The organism is Cellvibrio zantedeschiae, from assembly GCF_014652535.1.
GTDB classification, from domain to species: Bacteria; Pseudomonadota; Gammaproteobacteria; order Pseudomonadales; family Cellvibrionaceae; genus Cellvibrio; species Cellvibrio zantedeschiae.
The window spans coordinates 863,656-879,072 of sequence record NZ_BMYZ01000001.1 but is presented as its reverse complement, the minus strand read 5'-3'; the positions used below and the strand labels follow the sequence as shown (position 1 = coordinate 879,072).

Genomic DNA, 15,417 nt, shown 5'->3' with positions numbered 1-15,417 from the left:
ACAAGAGTGGCCATAAAAAGCCAAGTTGTCGTCATTATTGAAGGTTCGCCTAATCCGGCCGGAATGATTGCTTGTTATTTTACCCTGAGCCTATAAGATACTTGGCACCAAATTATGTATTTCGGCATTGCACTCGCTACCCTAACCCGTTGCAATCCGTGGTTAATGGATCATTGATGTATAACCAATCTACTGATGAGCGCACCTTTTACCGCGGTGTGCTTGCCTTGCTTGCGCTCACCGGCCTTACCTCTGTTGCAGCCACTGTGTTGCATTATGTAGAACCCAACCCTGAACTGATGGATTTGATCATCCCACCCTTGGTGGCGGTATCCAATCTGATAATGGCGATTTGGCTGGTGCGTTGCCCGCAGCATATTTTGCGCGTTGTTTATTCAGCTTTTGGCGTAGGTATTATTGCGCTCTCACTGCCTGCCTGGTATTTCACCTGGCACGCCACCCACGCTGCCAACGTCTTGCTGACACAAGTTTTCCCGCCCATCTCATCCTTCTTTATTATCTTAATCGTATTGTTGATGGTACTCCTGCCGCCACGACGCGCCTTTACCTTCATGATTTTGGTGTGGAGCTTAAATGCCCTGCCGATTTTGGGATATTTGCTCACGCATAAAGAAGAACTCTGGACGCCACGCGGCCGCGAAATGTTTATGAGCTATGGCCTGGCGATTTTCCTCTTATTCATTTTGTTGCCTTTCCAACGCAGGGCACGCTTGCAGCTTGAGCGTTTGCAACACGCTAATTTCCACATGCACAACCTGGCAGAGCGCGATGCCTTGACCCAGCAATACAATCGTTGGGGCGGCCAGCGCTTGCTGGATGAATTTATGCGTAGCCGTACCAGCGGCAGTATCATCATGCTAGATATCGATCACTTCAAACCTATTAACGATACCCACGGTCACGTGATAGGCGATAAGGTGTTGCAGCAATTTTCTGAACGAGTAAGCCGCGCATTGCGCAGCGATGGTCATTTAATTCGCTGGGGCGGCGAAGAATTTCTGGTATTGATTTGCGGAATCACCGAGCAAGACGCGATGAAAGTTGCGGAACGATTGCGCACTTCTATTAGCAGTGAAGAATTTCCCGTGGTAGGCAAACTCACAGTGTCAGGTGGCGTCACCTCGCGCAGGGAAAATGATTCATTGGAGAGTTTAATTACACGTGCAGACAAAGCCCTCTACGACGCCAAATTAAAAGGCCGCAACCAGGTAGCGCTTGATTAGCCTGCGTTAGACCAACCCTAATTCCAGTGCTTTCAAAACAGCTTGGGTGCGGTCTCGACATTCAAGCTTGGCTAAAATATTAGAGACGTGATTGCGCACAGTTCCCTCGGCTAAAAACACAGCGTGCATTATTTCTTTATTAGACATTCCACCCACCAAAAGACGCAAAATCTGCAACTCCCGGTCAGTCAAATAAACAGTCGGTTGTGATTTTTCTTGTTGCCATTTTTTCAGCACTGTATTGTCTGTAATAAATCCACCCGCAACCAATGCCTCAATGCTGTGAATTAATTTTTCCAGAGAAACATCTTTCAGTAGGAAGCCGTTTGCTCCGGCAGCCAAACTGCGCGCAAAAAGTTCGCTGTCATCAAAGGTAGTTAGCATCAAAATTGGAACTGCAATATTTTGCTCACGCAATTTTTGCACAAGCTCTATGCCGTCCATGGTGGGCATGCGTATATCCGCGAGCAATATATCAACAGGAGCAACGCAAATTTTTTCAAGCGCTTCGACGCCATTAGCAGCCTGCCAGAGAATTTCTGTTTTGCCGGATAGAGATAAAAGGCCCGCGATTCCTTCGCGTACTAACTGCTGATCGTCTACCAAACCAACCTTAATCATGGGCAGCTTCCTTCGTATCTGTATTCAGGGAAATCATCAAACGGCAACCCTCTGCAAGCGCAAGTAATTCAACACTGCCATCATAAACTGCAAGACGCTCACGCATTCCGCGAAGACCCGTTCCATGAGCTGTGCTAGCAGCCAAACCATTGCCGTTGTCATCCAACATAATTTGAATAGAATTTGATTGCTGCTGCAGAAGCACGTTTATGCGTGTGGCTCGCCCATGTCGCAATGCATTACTAATCCCTTCCTGAATGCAAAGCACCAGTTGCTCGGCTAACTGCACAGAATCCAGGTGCAATTCTCCGCGAATATCTAACCCAAGCTGGGGAATATTCGCCGCTAATCCTTGTATAGCCTGACGAATATCTAACGACAACAAGTTGCGCTGGTCGCGAACTACCTGGCGAATATTCTCCAGCAGAGTTTTGGCGAGACTTTTGGATTGTTGCACTGATTCACGCAATTCCTCTGGCACCTTGTGTTGCAAAATTTCTAACTGCAAATTTAAAGCAGTCAATTGATGGCCAAGGATGTCATGCAAATCTCGCGCAATACGCACGCGCTCTTCCTGTCTGCTGGATTGCGCCAACAAGATTCGCGTGGCCTGCAACTTTTGGTTTAACTGTTCGACATTTTCTCGCGCGCTACGCTCACTCACGCGAGCAAAAGATGAACTCAGTGCAAAAAACTGAAACCCAAAATAGCTTAGGGCCATAATTAGCGAAGCCCTACCCTGCCAGGCTAACTTCAAACTACAACAAAAAACGACCGCACTTAAGATCACTAGAAGAATGGCATTCTTACGGGAGAAGAAATCCGGCAGGCAGCCCGTCCAAATGACTAATAATACAGGGGTGACAACCCACGAATGAGCAAATAGGAGTGCAGCAACAATTGAAAGCTGCAGCACAAGCAACATCTTGCCAAGCTGCTGCCTAGTTTGTTGAAGATAACCGCTGGCAACAGACAAAAAGAAGAGCAAAAACAGCACATAACCAATTGCCATCCAATGCCAGTAGGGCTTTCCCCTGACGGCATTAACCTCCACTAAAGCGACCAATGCCCAGGTGGTAACTCCAGCCAAGGTCAATAACAGCTGTTCTGTTTTTATATATTTCATGCAATTGCCAGCATCGGTGGTTGCTTATGGTGGCGGAGCCACGAGTTAGAAGCCTCCCAGAGTAACCAACTCTCCCTTAGCTCGCCATATGCCATTTGTCACGCGTCAAACATGACAGATTCCACGCGCGCAACACCCAATTAAACATTAATCTCTCCAAACCTAAATAAACAACTCAGGGCTAAATGATGAAACTCACCAAACAATCACTTCTTTTCGGCAGTTTATTTGCCAGCAGTCTATTTTCTGTTAATTGTTTCGCTCACGACCTGGTGCTCACCATAGATAACATTGAGAAAACCAAAGGCGTGATGATGATTGCTTTATACAATTCAGAAGCTACCTACAAATCTAACCAGAACACTTTTGGCGGAAAAAAAGTGACGGTGACAGACAAGACCATGACCGTCCACTTTGATGTGCCCAGTGGGGACTACGCGATAAAATTGTTTCAGGACGAAAACGAAAATGGTTCTATTGATAAAAACCTGATTGGTATTCCCAAGGAGGGTTACGGCTTTTCCAACAACGGTGGCGCCATGGGGCAACCCAGCTATTCCGAGGCGAAATTTGCGGTTGATTCCACTACTAATATCACTATTCACCTTCGCTAGTACCTTGTTGGTGACGTCTCCATCCATGCTGTTGCAGGGTAATCACCATAGTTGTGGCTTTTTATACTGGGTCTTGTGAAAGGTACTCGCACGCGCAGCTTGGCCAGCTATTGGGTTACTTCACTTTTGTAGTCGTTGGCGTTGCTATTATCTAAAGGCAAAATTCTACACAACCATTTAAATCTCAAGGAAACTACAATGAGTCTGTTTCAAATAATTAATATATATACTCATGTTATTGTCGGCGGCTTATTACTCGTTGTGGGGTTGATTCCCCTGATTAGCCAAAAAGGCGGAACTTGGCATAAGCGCGCTGGCCGTATTTATGCCAAGCTTTATTTGGTTGTATTGATCAGCGCCTTGATTGGAATAATTTTCTTTCGATCGCCACCGGCATTGATCGCCATCACCCTATCCGCTTGGTACGGGTTCTTTAGCAGTGTTCGTGCACTCAAAATTAAAACGACAGGTCCACAGCTGATGGACAATGCTATGTCGGTTTGTGCCATAGGTGCAGGCGCACTATTGCTTACCTTTATGTCCAAAAATAGTTCAGCCTCTTGGTCCCCAACGATGGGATATTCTCTCGTGGGAATAACCTCGGCTATCGCTTTATATGACTTGTCTCGAAACTTTTGGGTAAGAACATGGACACGTAAAATTTGGCCGGTTGACCACGGATTCAAGATTGTTGGCAACTACTTCGCGGCGGCTTCTGCTGCCTCTGGAAATTTAATACGCGACTTTCAACCTTGGAGCCAAATATTACCTAGCATCATAGGTACAGTGTTGTCTGTTGTGCTTGTTTATCTTTTTGTCAGAAGCAATCGTGTAAAAACTACAAGTAGCCCAAATTCTGATTCTTGAAGCTTGTATCACAATTAAGCGAGCTCAATCGGTAGCTTTTGAATTGAGGGTCAAGTTTCATTCTGGAACCCCAGGTACGTTGTTTTTGTTAACAAATGCCCCGCATTTACTTGAAACATCAGACAAATGATCTGTTTTTGTGCACTTTTTTCACCGTTTTTTACAAAAAGATCTAAGAAAAACCTTGGTTTTGACCACTTTTACTCGCTCTGGTAGCTCAGGAAACTACAAAAATCCAATTTTTTTCACCTTTTTTTATGCTGAGAAGCAAGGCAAAGAGCTTTTCATAAGCATTTGTTTATAAAGATTTTTTCGTTTTTTTGATTGTTTTATACCCAGGTGACTACCCCAGTTTTGCTCAGAAAACAAGCTATGCAGGGGTATCCTATGGCTTTACCATGGTCCCCATGTTGCACGGGTCAGTAATGGATTAGATTCGGCATGAGTGCATATACGAAGTTATTTCCCATTTCGGGCGATGCAATTCAAAAACCGGAGATTCCCCCATGGCCGGATTAAATATTATGGAAAGCCGAAAGCGTAATGTTGTAAAACGTTTTTCCATTTCCAATTTATTAATTGCCATATTATTAATTTGTTGTACTGCTCTTTTAGTTCGCAGTGCACCCGCTAGTAAGCTCGAGCAAGTTCGCACTGCAGGCGAATTGCGCGTGCTGTCCCGCAATGGTCCTATCAGCCATTACCAAGGCCCTGAAGGCATTACAGGCTTTGAATATACATTACTCAAAGGTTTTGCCGATGAATTGGGCGTAAAGCTCGTCATTAAAGATGAAGCACCTATTAGTGATTTGCTGGACAACAGCGACAATCCACAATTTGATCTTGCTAGCCCAAGCGTAATCAACGCCCATACCACCAAGCAGCACTACACTTACACCTCAGATTTCATGAAGCTTAATCTGGAGTTGGTGTACAACAGCAACCAGACAGCCCCTGCAAGCGTTAAAGACTTGGCCGGTAAACGCGTATTGGTGGTGAACAAGGCTTCTATTCCTGTTCCGCTACAAGAACTCCAGCAATCATTGCCAGATATCCAATGGGAACTGGTAGAAAACGTGGAAATGACGGATCTGCTCGATATGGTTGAACGCGGCCATGCGGATTACGCTGTTGTTGATTCTGCTATTTTTGATATTCACCGCTACTCATATCCCCATACCCAGGTCGCCTTCGATTTGAATGCCGCTCAGCCTTTGTCCTGGGCTTTCAAGCCATCGCGCGATAAGAGTCTTTACGACGCGGCTGAAAAATATATCGCCAAGGTTAAGGCTAATGGCGAGCTCGCTAAAATTTCATCGCACTTCTTCGAACAGTTTATTGAAGTTAATACTGATGATGCGTTGATGTTTAGCCTGCGCTACGACAAGCGCTTCCCTCGCTGGGCAGACACCATTAAAGCAGCTGCCGCACAATACAATCTGGACTGGCAGTTACTCGCCGCGCTGGGCTATCAGGAATCGCAATGGATTCCCAATGCACAATCGCCCACGGGTGTTCGTGGATTTATGATGTTGACGCCAGATACGGCACGGGAGTTGGGTGTTAAAAATTTGGATGACCCCAAACAAAGCATTTACGGCGGCGCTAAATACTTACGCTACTTGTTGGATACTCTCCCCAAAAGTATTGAGGGCGAAGAGGAACGTCTATATATGGCGCTCGCCGCTTACAACCAAGGTATCGGCCATTTGGACGATGCGCGTGCATTAACCCGACGTTTAAAAGGTGACGCCAACAGCTGGAAAGATGTCAGCAAAGTATTTCCCCTCCTAGCCAAGCAAGAATATTTTTCCAAGGCGACTTATGGTTATTCGCGTGGGTGGGAGCCGGTTATTTTTGTAAGAAACATCACTAATTATCAAAAAATCCTCGCATTCAAAGAAACTCAACAACAATTGCGTATCGCCACCAGCAACAGTAGCGATGAATTAAATTTTACCGAGACAGCACAAACAAAAAGTGCGCTGGAAAAGCTTAATCAGCTTCGCGTGAGCAGCGCTTCATCCCTCTCTTTTCTTTAAAGCTGCTCAATATTTTGAGTTCTCAAAAAATGCCGCACTTGTTGCGGCATTTTTATTGGCGCGTTTTGTGTAAAGCTTGATTACAAAAATAAACGATTCACCCCAACGAGTGGGCAAGCAGTTATTTTTTGTAAAAGGAGTTATCTCACCGACTTATGATCACATAGACTATAAGCCACTTCTAATAACGCTTGGAGATCGCATCATGTCTATTCCACGTCGGCATCTCAGTGCCGCTTTATTCTCATTAGCATTTCTACTGCCGCAATATACTTGGTCAGATTCAACCAAACTGACGTTGAACGATAAAGATTATTTCGAACAACCGGGCCTAAACGTTATGGTGTTTAGCAACTGGTACGACGGCTTATTTAGCGACTCCAAAACCAGTGGTGTTGAATTAATTCATCATGGTTTACGTACCGCAACCAACGGTGACGTGCGCTTAAACGCAACACCAGAACAATGGGATATGACCCCACTGTTTAAAGAGCGCAAAATTAACCGCGCTGAACAATCTATCGAAGCATTCATGTATTACCCGAACGAGAAATTTGATTTCTCCATTAAGGTCACCAAAAACGAAACCGGTGTGCGCATTGCCGTTAATCTTCCAAAACCCTTACCCGCTTCTCTGGAGGGCAAAGCCGGTTTTAATTTGGAGTTTTTACCTTCCGCTTATTTCCATCAAGCTTTTATGATGGACACCACAACAGGCACCTTCCCCATTTATCCCGGCGGTGCAAAAGAAGTTAACGGTAGTGCTGAACCAACCTTGTTAGCGAACGGAAAGCATCTGGTACTGGCTCCAAATAATACAGAGCGCAGAGTTAGCATCGAATCCAATTCAACTCCACTCGAACTTTATGATGGCCGCGGTAAAGCACAAAACGGTTGGTTCGTTGTGCGCAGCAAAATTCCTGCTGGCAAAAGCGGTGCAGTTATCGAATGGCAATTGAATGCAGGTACGATTAAAGATTGGGTACGCACGCCAGTCATTGGCCATTCGCAAGTGGGCTATCACCCCGCACAACAAAAAGTTGCTGTGATTGAACTGGATAAAAATGACAAAACCAACCCACCGGCAAAATTATTTAAAATCGCTGCAGATGGCTCGGAAACCTTAGTGTTGGAAAAAACCTTAGGTAATTGGGGCAGATATTTGCGTTACGAATATCGCCAATTTGATTTCAGCAAAGTTCAGGAAGAAGGCCTTTACAAAATCGTTTATGGAGATCAACAAGCAGGCCCTTTCCGTATCGCAAAAGATGTTTATACGTCTGCATGGTTCCCAAGCCTCGATATGTATTTGCCAATCCAAATGGATCACGTGACAGTTAACGAAGCTTATCGCGTATGGCACGGTGTTTCTCACCTGGACGACGCTTTGCAAGCGCCCGTTAATCACGAACATTTTGACCTCTATCGCCAGGGCCCAACAACAGATACTCCATACAAACCCGGCGAGCACATTCCCGGTTTGGATATTGGTGGTTGGTTTGACGCGGGCGATTACGACATACGCACGCAAACCAATTACGATGTTGTAATGAATTTGGTAAATACTTGGGAACGTTTTGGTATCAAGCGCGATGTAACTTCTGTCGACTATAAAAAGCGCTTTGTGGATTTGCATGTTGCCGATGGCAAGCCCGATTTATTGCAACAAATTGAACATGGAACTCTCGGCTTGATCGCTCAACATCGCGCCGTTGGCCACGCGATCCACGGCATAGTGGAAGCACATATTGATCAATACACGCACCTTGGCGATGCCATCACCAAAACCGATAATCTGGTTTATGATTCCAGCAAAAAAGAAGGCGAATCCGATGGCGTTAAAAGCGGAAACTTCGACGACCGTTGGGCATTCACCAGCAAATCCACACCATTGAACTACGGATCTATAGCAGCGCTTGCAGCGGCTAGCCGTGCATTAAAAGGTTACAACGACGAACTCGCTGCCGAATGTTTAGCAACCGCGAAAAAAGTGTGGGACGAAGAAAATGCCAAAGCAAAACCTGATTCATTCCATCACGGCAACACCACCGGTGGTCGCCTGGAAGATGAAAAGGTAAAAGCAGCGACTGAATTACTAATTGCCACCGGCGATCAAAAATATTCAAAAGCCATTGAAAAATTGTTGCCAACCAAACCTATGGATTTCGCGATTCGTTTGCCTTGGCTAATGCGCGCAATGCCACACATGCCCAGCGATTACACAGCAAAAATGCGCAAATTTGCAGAAGGCTACAAAAAAGCAATGGCTGTTAACGAAGCGAAAAACCCTTACGGAGTAACTATTACCGAAGGTGGTTGGGCAGGAAATAGTTTTGTTATTCGCGGTGCGATAAACAATTATTACCTACACAAAGCATTCCCTGATTTGGTTGATCGCGAAGCTGTATTCAAAGGAATTACTTATTTGTACGGCACACACCCCGCGCATAATTTGTCCTTTGTTTCTAACGTAGGCACTCATGCAAAAGAAGTTGCATACGGCATGAACCGCGCAGACTTCTCGTTCATTCCAGGCGGTGTAGTACCGGGAGTTCTAGTGTTAAAACCCGATTATCCGGAGAATCACGAAGACTGGCCATTCTTCTGGGGTGAAAATGAATACGTGGTTGACGAAGCCGCCGTTCATATTTTCCTGGCGAACGCAGTTGCTGATTTGTTGAAAGAGTAACAATTGATTAGAACATTATTGGTAAATGGCGGTTAATTCACAAATTAGCCGCTTACCAAGCTTGAGCCATATCTATCCCAACCGATAAAATTGCGCCCACTTAAAATCGCACAAAGTAATTCATTACTTATGGCGAAAAAAACTATAAGGGCAAATATTTTTTCTAGAAGGATGCATGATGGCTCGTTATCATTGGCTTTTTTTAGCAACATTTATTACGGTATTACAAGCATGCGGTGGCGGTGGCTCCAGCCCTTCAACATCAACAACTGCTCCAGTTAACACTGCAACAACCAGCTCCAGTAACATCAACTCTTCCGCTAGCTCGAGTGCTGTCACGAGCAATTCAAGCTCCAGCGTTTTATCCAACCTCAGCGAATCTTCACAATTTTCTGAAACGGTTATTTCAAGTTCGTCCAGTAGCACAAGCTCATCAACTCTCGTTATTACTCAAACATCGTCTAGCAGCTCAATACAATCTTCATCGAGTTCGTCATCAGCAATTTCTTCCAGTTCTTCCTCAAAAATATCAAGCTCAATTTCTTCATTGAATTCATCGTCCAGCTCATCAAGCTCACGCAGAAGTTTCACAAACACAATTCAATTTAAATCAGAGCTTAGCAACTTGTGCCTGGCACCTGCTATGAACTCTGCAGATGAAGGTGCGGCGCTCGTGCAAACAGATTGCTCGCAATTTAGAGCGAATTGGGAAGTTAATCCCCTTAGCGGTAGCGATTATCAAATTGTGTCGCAAGATAATAATTGGTGTATTGGCCGATCCAATCTTGGGTCAGACACTTTGACTATGACGAACTGCATGCAAGCTAGCGCCAACCTTTGGCGATTCAATCTCGCCAGCAAAATGGATCTGCTGTCTTCAGAAACCAGAAATGGTATTTATGAAATTCGCTCTAGTGGAGAGAAATCTAAATGTTTATCGCTCAGCACAAAATCCAGTGTTGCTGAAATAAATACAAAGCAAGCGGAATGTGTACGTGATTCAGGTCAACGTTGGATGCTAGTTGGAAAATTGCCAGACACAGCAGCCAAAACTGAACTCAATTTATTAGTCATCGCCAAACCAGAATCAAAAATTCCGGGCATGCCCGAGCGAAAAACATCAACAAGCGCGCGTCAAAAACAACGCTTCTGGTCAGAGACAGCATTGCCGCGCTTTTTTCACGACTACACCAATGGCCGCGTAAAATTAAATGTTTATTACTACGAATCTCCTTACGTTCTTACCAGCTTTGTAGATGGTGGAGCTGTAACGCCGCCCGATATTCCAGAAGATATGGATATCATTCTTAACGCAGGTTGGTTTGATGGAATACTGATTAATCACTCAGCGCCCATTGGTGGCGGCCTCGTGACTTTTGCAGTATCCATGAATGGTTTTAATGGTGCTTTTAGTAACGTACCTATTGACGATTCAAGTCCGTTATTTTTTGGCAATGATATGGCGCAACTGGGTGGATCTGTTCATGAATTTATGCACCAGCTCGATTACTATTTCGAACAACCCGGCTTAGGTTATCTGAGAAAAATCACTCAGCTGTGTACTCCTACAGGTGCGGGTATGCTCGACTGTGGCGCGGATGAACCTATTGTCGGAAACTACCGCGACAATACCGATAACCTCGGAACCTGGTTGGCCTTCTATCGCGATTATTTGAATGGTTTTTTATGGAGCGGTACCGCAGGTTTCGGTGAACCGGTCTGGGCAAATAGTTTCAAAATACGTAATCGCAATTCTCCTGCGATTCCCGGTGGGCCCTTCGGTGGATTTAGCAGTCGCTCAACCTGTCTTAATTTAACAACACCTTTAGCCAAGTTTGCTTATGACACAAGTACTAACCGCAATCACGGAATTATAAATAATGCCAATCAAAGTAATACCTGGTCAGGTTCCGGATTTATTTTCGATGGTATAGACGATTACCTGAAAATTTCTAATCTCGTAGGCGATGATTTTACTATCAGTTTTTGGATCAAGTCTGACCAGGTATTTTCCGAAGGCACTCCCGAGGGAGTTGGTTTAGTTTACGCAGGCGCCGATAACGGATCAGGTTTCGAATTGCGTGGTGTGCGAACCAGTGCGGGCCCGGACTCTTTGAAGTTCACCGTAGGAAATGTATCTGTTCAATCAAGCAGTGATGTCACAACCAACACCTGGAAACATATTGCGGTAGTACGCAGCAAAACAAACGGCACCACATTAATCTATGTAAATGGAATCCTCGAAGGCTCAGTATCTACCGGCAACGTACGTTTAAATGGTAATCCCATTATTAAAATTGGTAGCGCATTTCCCTTTCCTAATCGTATTGGTTACACCAGTTCTTACAATGATCACTTCAAAGGGGAAATGACTGATTTTTGCGTATCCAATACAGCAATGAGCAATCAGGAAGTCGCCACCCTCGCCACCGGAAGAAATATTCATTCCGGCCCGGGTACAATTTATTTATCTGATATGGCCATGAAATCTTGGACCAATGGTTGGGGTCCCATAGGGATAGACAAAAGCACCAGTGGCGGCACCTTGTCTCTCGATGAAAAAACTTATGCTAAAGGTTTGGGGCCACATGCACCAAGCACAATCGTTTATCAAGTCAACGGAATGGCCAAGCGTTTTACCAGCGACATTGGAATTGATGACAATGCAAAAGAACATCTTTCATCTGCAGAGTTCCTTGTTTATGGTGATGGGAAATTGTTGTATCGCAGTGGCGACAAATACGATAACGACCCAGTCGTAACCGTTGATCTTGATATTAGTGATGTTATTGAATTAAAACTCGTAACTACTGAAGGACAAACCAACGGCACCTACGCTGATCACACAGATTGGGCCGATGCTAAAGTCACACTGAAATAATATTTAATCAATGACTAGTAGCCGACCGGCTATTAGTCATTGATTAGTTTTCATTTACTCAACCAATTTATTTTCATTCTTCTGCTGCTTTAACTCTTCTCGTCTGCGCCGAAAAAAATCACTTAATTGATGCTGACACGTTTCAGCTAAAACACCACCCTGCACTGCAATGCGATGATTAAAATAACTGGAATCAATTAACTGAGCCTGACTTACAACAACGCCAGCTTTTGGTTCGGTTGTACCAAACACCAAGCGAGCAATACGCGCATGAATTAAAGCACCCACACACATGGTGCACGGCTCCAGTGTTACATAAAGAGTAGAATTAACGAGCCGATAATTTTGAACACGTTCAGCTGCGATACGCAAAGCGACTACTTCTGCATGAGCGGTAGGGTCGTGGCCGGTAATGGGTTGATTAAACCCTTCGCCAATAATTTCGTCATCACAAACAATCACCGCACCTACAGGAACTTCACCCAATTGCTCGCCTTGCGCAGCCAGCTCAATGGCGCGACGCATATATTTTTCGTCATTTAATTGCTGAACATCTGTCATCGGGCCCTCTGCATCTCTATCTATTCATTTGCGCAGCTTCATCTGCACTTATTTCTTTTACAAACGCAAAGCGCGGGATTATTTCGCCACCGATTTCTACAGTTTCGGTAAACATAGTAAGCGGACGAACCCACCATGAGTAGTCGCCGTAGAGACATTGGTAAACAACTAATGCTTCGCGTGTTTCGCTGTGGTGAGCGACTTGGAAAACGTAGTAGTCATTGCCTTTGTAGTGGCGGTATAGGCCGGGTTTTAGAGTCATGTTTTATAATTCAAATTTAAATTTTTTAGGTTTTTTTCGCCTGCTGGCGAGTTACTTTTGTTCATGAAAGCCATCTATGGCTTTCACCCTGCGGGCAGCTGCGCTGTGCAAAATTATTATCCTGTAATTTTGTGCTTCGCCAAAGAAAAGTATCCAAAAGAAAAGCGACCCGTCTCGTTCCTGTTTCCCCGGCAACTGCTCCTGCGTTGCTCTACCTCCTGCATCCATGCAGTCGTGTGCTTCTCAGAAAATCACTGTCGTTCCGGTGCGACATCCATGTCGCATCGTCACTAAAACGCACTTCTTGTGCGTTTTACACTAATTTTCCTGCGATGCTCGGGGAACTCGCATGGGATGTAGTACAGCTAAAAGCTAAAGCTTTTTAATAATTAAAAAACTTGATCTTCTTTTTTGGCACCAAACGGGGCCCCTTATGAGTTCCCCGAGCACTGGAAGAAAATTGTTGGCAAGCGCACAGGACGTGCGCTTGAGTGACTACGCGACATGGATGTCGCGTCGGAACGACAGCAATTTTCTGAAGCGCGCACGACTGCATGGATGCAGGAGGTAGAGTAACGCAGGAGCAGTTACCGGGGAAATAGGAACGAATGGGGTGTCCTTCCTTTTGGTTACTTTTCGTTGGACAAGCACGACTGCATGGATGCAGGAGGTAGAGCAACGCAGGAGCAGTTGCCGAACGAAAAGTGACTCGCCAAGAGGCGAAACAAAGAGTTAAATAACACCCTGCTCTTTCAATTTAGCAATATCCCCAGCATTAAAATTCAGAATACCTTCCAATACGTCAAGTGTATGACTCCCCACCTCTCCCCCCGGCCAATCTGTCCTCCCCGGCGTCTCCGAAAGCTTCGGCAATATCGCTGGAATCTTTAACGGCTTGCCATTTATCTCAACCTGCTCAAACATCCCCCGCGCATTAAAATGCGGGTCAGCAAACATATCTTCCACATTATAAATGGGTCCAGCAGGCACGCGTGCTTTATCAAGCAATTCAAGAATCTCATCAGCGTCTTTACTCAAACACCAGGTTGCCAATGCATGATCAATTTCAGCCTCATGAATTACGCGACCAGCATTATTAGCCATACGCGGATCATTCGCCATTTCAGGATGACCTGCAACGTCCATTAAACGCTGAAAAATAGAATCACCATTGCCACCAATAACAACATATTTTCTGTTCTTACAGCGATAAGTGTTGGTGGGAACAATTCCCGTAACCGTAGTGCCCGATGGTTGACGAATCACGCCAGCGCCTGAAAATTCGGGCACCACAGCTTCCATTAAATTAAACATGGATTCGTAGAGCGCGACATCAACCACCTGCCCTTCACCTTCGCCATTTCTTTCACGTTCAAGCAACGCAAGTGCAATACCAAGCGCAGCGTGAATACCTGAGATTGTATCGCCAATACTTAAATTGGGACGCACCGGTGCTTGATCAGCAAAACCATTTACGTAACGAAAACCACTCATACCCTCACATACAGATGCAAAACCGGGTTTGCTTGCATAAGGGCCTGTTTGGCCGTAGCCGGAAATACGTGCGTAAACCAATTTGGGATTGGACTTTTTGATTTCATCAGGCCCCAAACCCCAGCCTTCCATAACACCAGGGCGAAAATTTTCAATCACCACATCAGCCTTATCAATTAATTGCCGTGCGATTTGCTGACCTTCGGATTTTTTTAAATCCAAGGTAATACTTTTTTTATTGCGCCCAATGCTGCGCCACCAATGGGATGTTCCATTTTCCAACACACGCCAACCACGAATAGGATCACCTTCCGGCGGTTCGATTTTAATAACTTCTGCACCGAAATACGCGAGCATACAACCCGCAAAAGGGCCAGCAAGTAATTGGCCGATTTCAATAACACGTATGCCATCTAAGGGGCGACGAGATGTTTTCATAAATAGCTTTTCAAATAGAAGTTAAGATAAGTCGTTACTTATGTGGTCTTTTTAAAAACAGTACCATCGTAATATATGAGCTGACCAAGTACCGGAAAATGAGCTTCCGAGAAAAAACGGTATCCCCCATTTTCCCCCTCTCCCTCCCACGATTTAATTTTAGGACCAAGAAATTTTGGTAAAGGAAGTACACCTAACGACCAACGTTCAAAATTCCAATTCAGGCGACTATCAGATACCGTGAGCGAAAAATAAAAATAAAATGGCCCGAAGGACTCACTTAAAACCTTGCCAACATTATTCTGTGAGAACGAAGAAGAAAACTTTCTACCACCAAAATCCCTACTCCATTGATCTAATTCAGGCGTACGAGTTATAAGAATTGACACTGAAGTATTTTTTGCAGGAACGGGAAAACTGAATATTCTGCGTACAATTCTGGAAATCGGATTATTTGACCCCTTTACAACAGCAAATCCTTCGTAGACCGCATTCTGAACCTCATGGAACTCACGAACAGGGGCTGACAATAAGGCGTAATCACTACCAATAATTTTCGCAAAAACATTATCCATTTA

Annotated in this window: 14 protein-coding genes; 6 read left to right on the top strand and 8 right to left on the bottom strand. The window is 44.9% G+C overall.

What is annotated here, in order from left to right:
• Positions 1–176 precede the first annotated feature (176 nt).
• Positions 177–1,244, top strand: coding sequence for a GGDEF domain-containing protein (locus IE104_RS03935; RefSeq protein ID WP_189416190.1), 1,068 nt, complete (start codon positions 177–179; stop codon positions 1,242–1,244).
• A 6-nt stretch (positions 1,245–1,250) separates the two neighbouring features.
• Here IE104_RS03935 and IE104_RS03930 read toward each other — a convergent pair whose 3' ends face one another.
• Both IE104_RS03930 and IE104_RS03925 read right to left on the bottom strand, forming a co-directional pair.
• Entirely contained in the window at positions 1,251–1,865 is a 615-nt protein-coding gene (locus tag IE104_RS03930; RefSeq protein ID WP_189416189.1) for a response regulator transcription factor, read from the bottom strand.
• The gene (locus IE104_RS03925) at positions 1,858–2,991 is read right to left on the bottom strand and encodes a sensor histidine kinase (RefSeq protein WP_189416187.1); all 1,134 of its coding nucleotides are present in this window, start codon (positions 2,989–2,991) and stop codon (positions 1,858–1,860) included. Before IE104_RS03925 ends, IE104_RS03930 begins: the two co-directional genes overlap by 8 nt.
• A gap of 185 nt (positions 2,992–3,176) precedes the next feature.
• On the opposite strand from IE104_RS03925, the gene IE104_RS03920 reads away from it, so the two are divergent.
• The 4 genes from IE104_RS03920 (at position 3,177) to IE104_RS03905 (ending at position 9,203) form a co-directional block, all read left to right on the top strand.
• Complete coding sequence (locus tag IE104_RS03920) at positions 3,177–3,605, top strand: DUF2141 domain-containing protein (RefSeq protein ID WP_189416186.1); 429 nt, start codon at positions 3,177–3,179, stop codon at positions 3,603–3,605.
• Between the two features lie 198 nt (positions 3,606–3,803).
• Positions 3,804–4,472, top strand: coding sequence for a hypothetical protein (locus IE104_RS03915; RefSeq protein WP_189416185.1), 669 nt, complete (start codon positions 3,804–3,806; stop codon positions 4,470–4,472).
• A gap of 506 nt (positions 4,473–4,978) precedes the next feature.
• Positions 4,979–6,514: a membrane-bound lytic murein transglycosylase MltF gene (mltF, locus tag IE104_RS03910; protein ID WP_189416183.1), complete on the top strand. Its 1,536-nt coding sequence runs from the start codon at positions 4,979–4,981 to the stop codon at positions 6,512–6,514.
• 205 nt (positions 6,515–6,719) lie between these two features.
• Positions 6,720–9,203: a glycoside hydrolase family 9 protein gene (locus IE104_RS03905; RefSeq protein ID WP_189416182.1), complete on the top strand. Its 2,484-nt coding sequence runs from the start codon at positions 6,720–6,722 to the stop codon at positions 9,201–9,203.
• 189 nt (positions 9,204–9,392) lie between these two features.
• Here the strand turns inward: IE104_RS03905 and IE104_RS03900 are convergent, their stop codons facing one another.
• A complete protein-coding gene (locus tag IE104_RS03900; protein WP_189416181.1) occupies positions 9,393–9,629 on the bottom strand; it encodes a hypothetical protein in 237 nt (78 codons plus the stop codon).
• Between the two features lie 24 nt (positions 9,630–9,653).
• A complete protein-coding gene (locus IE104_RS03895) occupies positions 9,654–9,794 on the bottom strand; it encodes a hypothetical protein (protein ID WP_189416179.1) in 141 nt (46 codons plus the stop codon).
• A gap of 52 nt (positions 9,795–9,846) precedes the next feature.
• Here IE104_RS03895 and IE104_RS03890 point away from each other — a divergent pair, with 52 nt between their 5' ends.
• A complete protein-coding gene (locus tag IE104_RS03890; RefSeq protein ID WP_189416178.1) occupies positions 9,847–12,084 on the top strand; it encodes an NPCBM/NEW2 domain-containing protein in 2,238 nt (745 codons plus the stop codon).
• A gap of 54 nt (positions 12,085–12,138) precedes the next feature.
• On the opposite strand, the gene tadA is transcribed toward IE104_RS03890, so the two are convergent.
• From tadA to IE104_RS03870, 4 genes are all read right to left on the bottom strand, one after another.
• The gene (gene tadA / locus IE104_RS03885; RefSeq protein WP_189416176.1) at positions 12,139–12,645 is read right to left on the bottom strand and encodes a tRNA adenosine(34) deaminase TadA; all 507 of its coding nucleotides are present in this window, start codon (positions 12,643–12,645) and stop codon (positions 12,139–12,141) included.
• A 16-nt stretch (positions 12,646–12,661) separates the two neighbouring features.
• Positions 12,662–12,907: a DUF1653 domain-containing protein gene (locus IE104_RS03880; protein ID WP_189416174.1), complete on the bottom strand. Its 246-nt coding sequence runs from the start codon at positions 12,905–12,907 to the stop codon at positions 12,662–12,664.
• Between the two features lie 732 nt (positions 12,908–13,639).
• Positions 13,640–14,839 carry a CaiB/BaiF CoA transferase family protein gene (locus IE104_RS03875; protein ID WP_189416173.1) on the bottom strand — a complete coding sequence of 400 codons (1,200 nt, stop codon included), beginning with the start codon at positions 14,837–14,839 and terminating at the stop codon, positions 13,640–13,642.
• A gap of 38 nt (positions 14,840–14,877) precedes the next feature.
• Positions 14,878–15,414: a DUF4166 domain-containing protein gene (locus IE104_RS03870; protein ID WP_189416171.1), complete on the bottom strand. Its 537-nt coding sequence runs from the start codon at positions 15,412–15,414 to the stop codon at positions 14,878–14,880.
• Between the last annotated feature and the right edge of the window lie 3 nt (positions 15,415–15,417).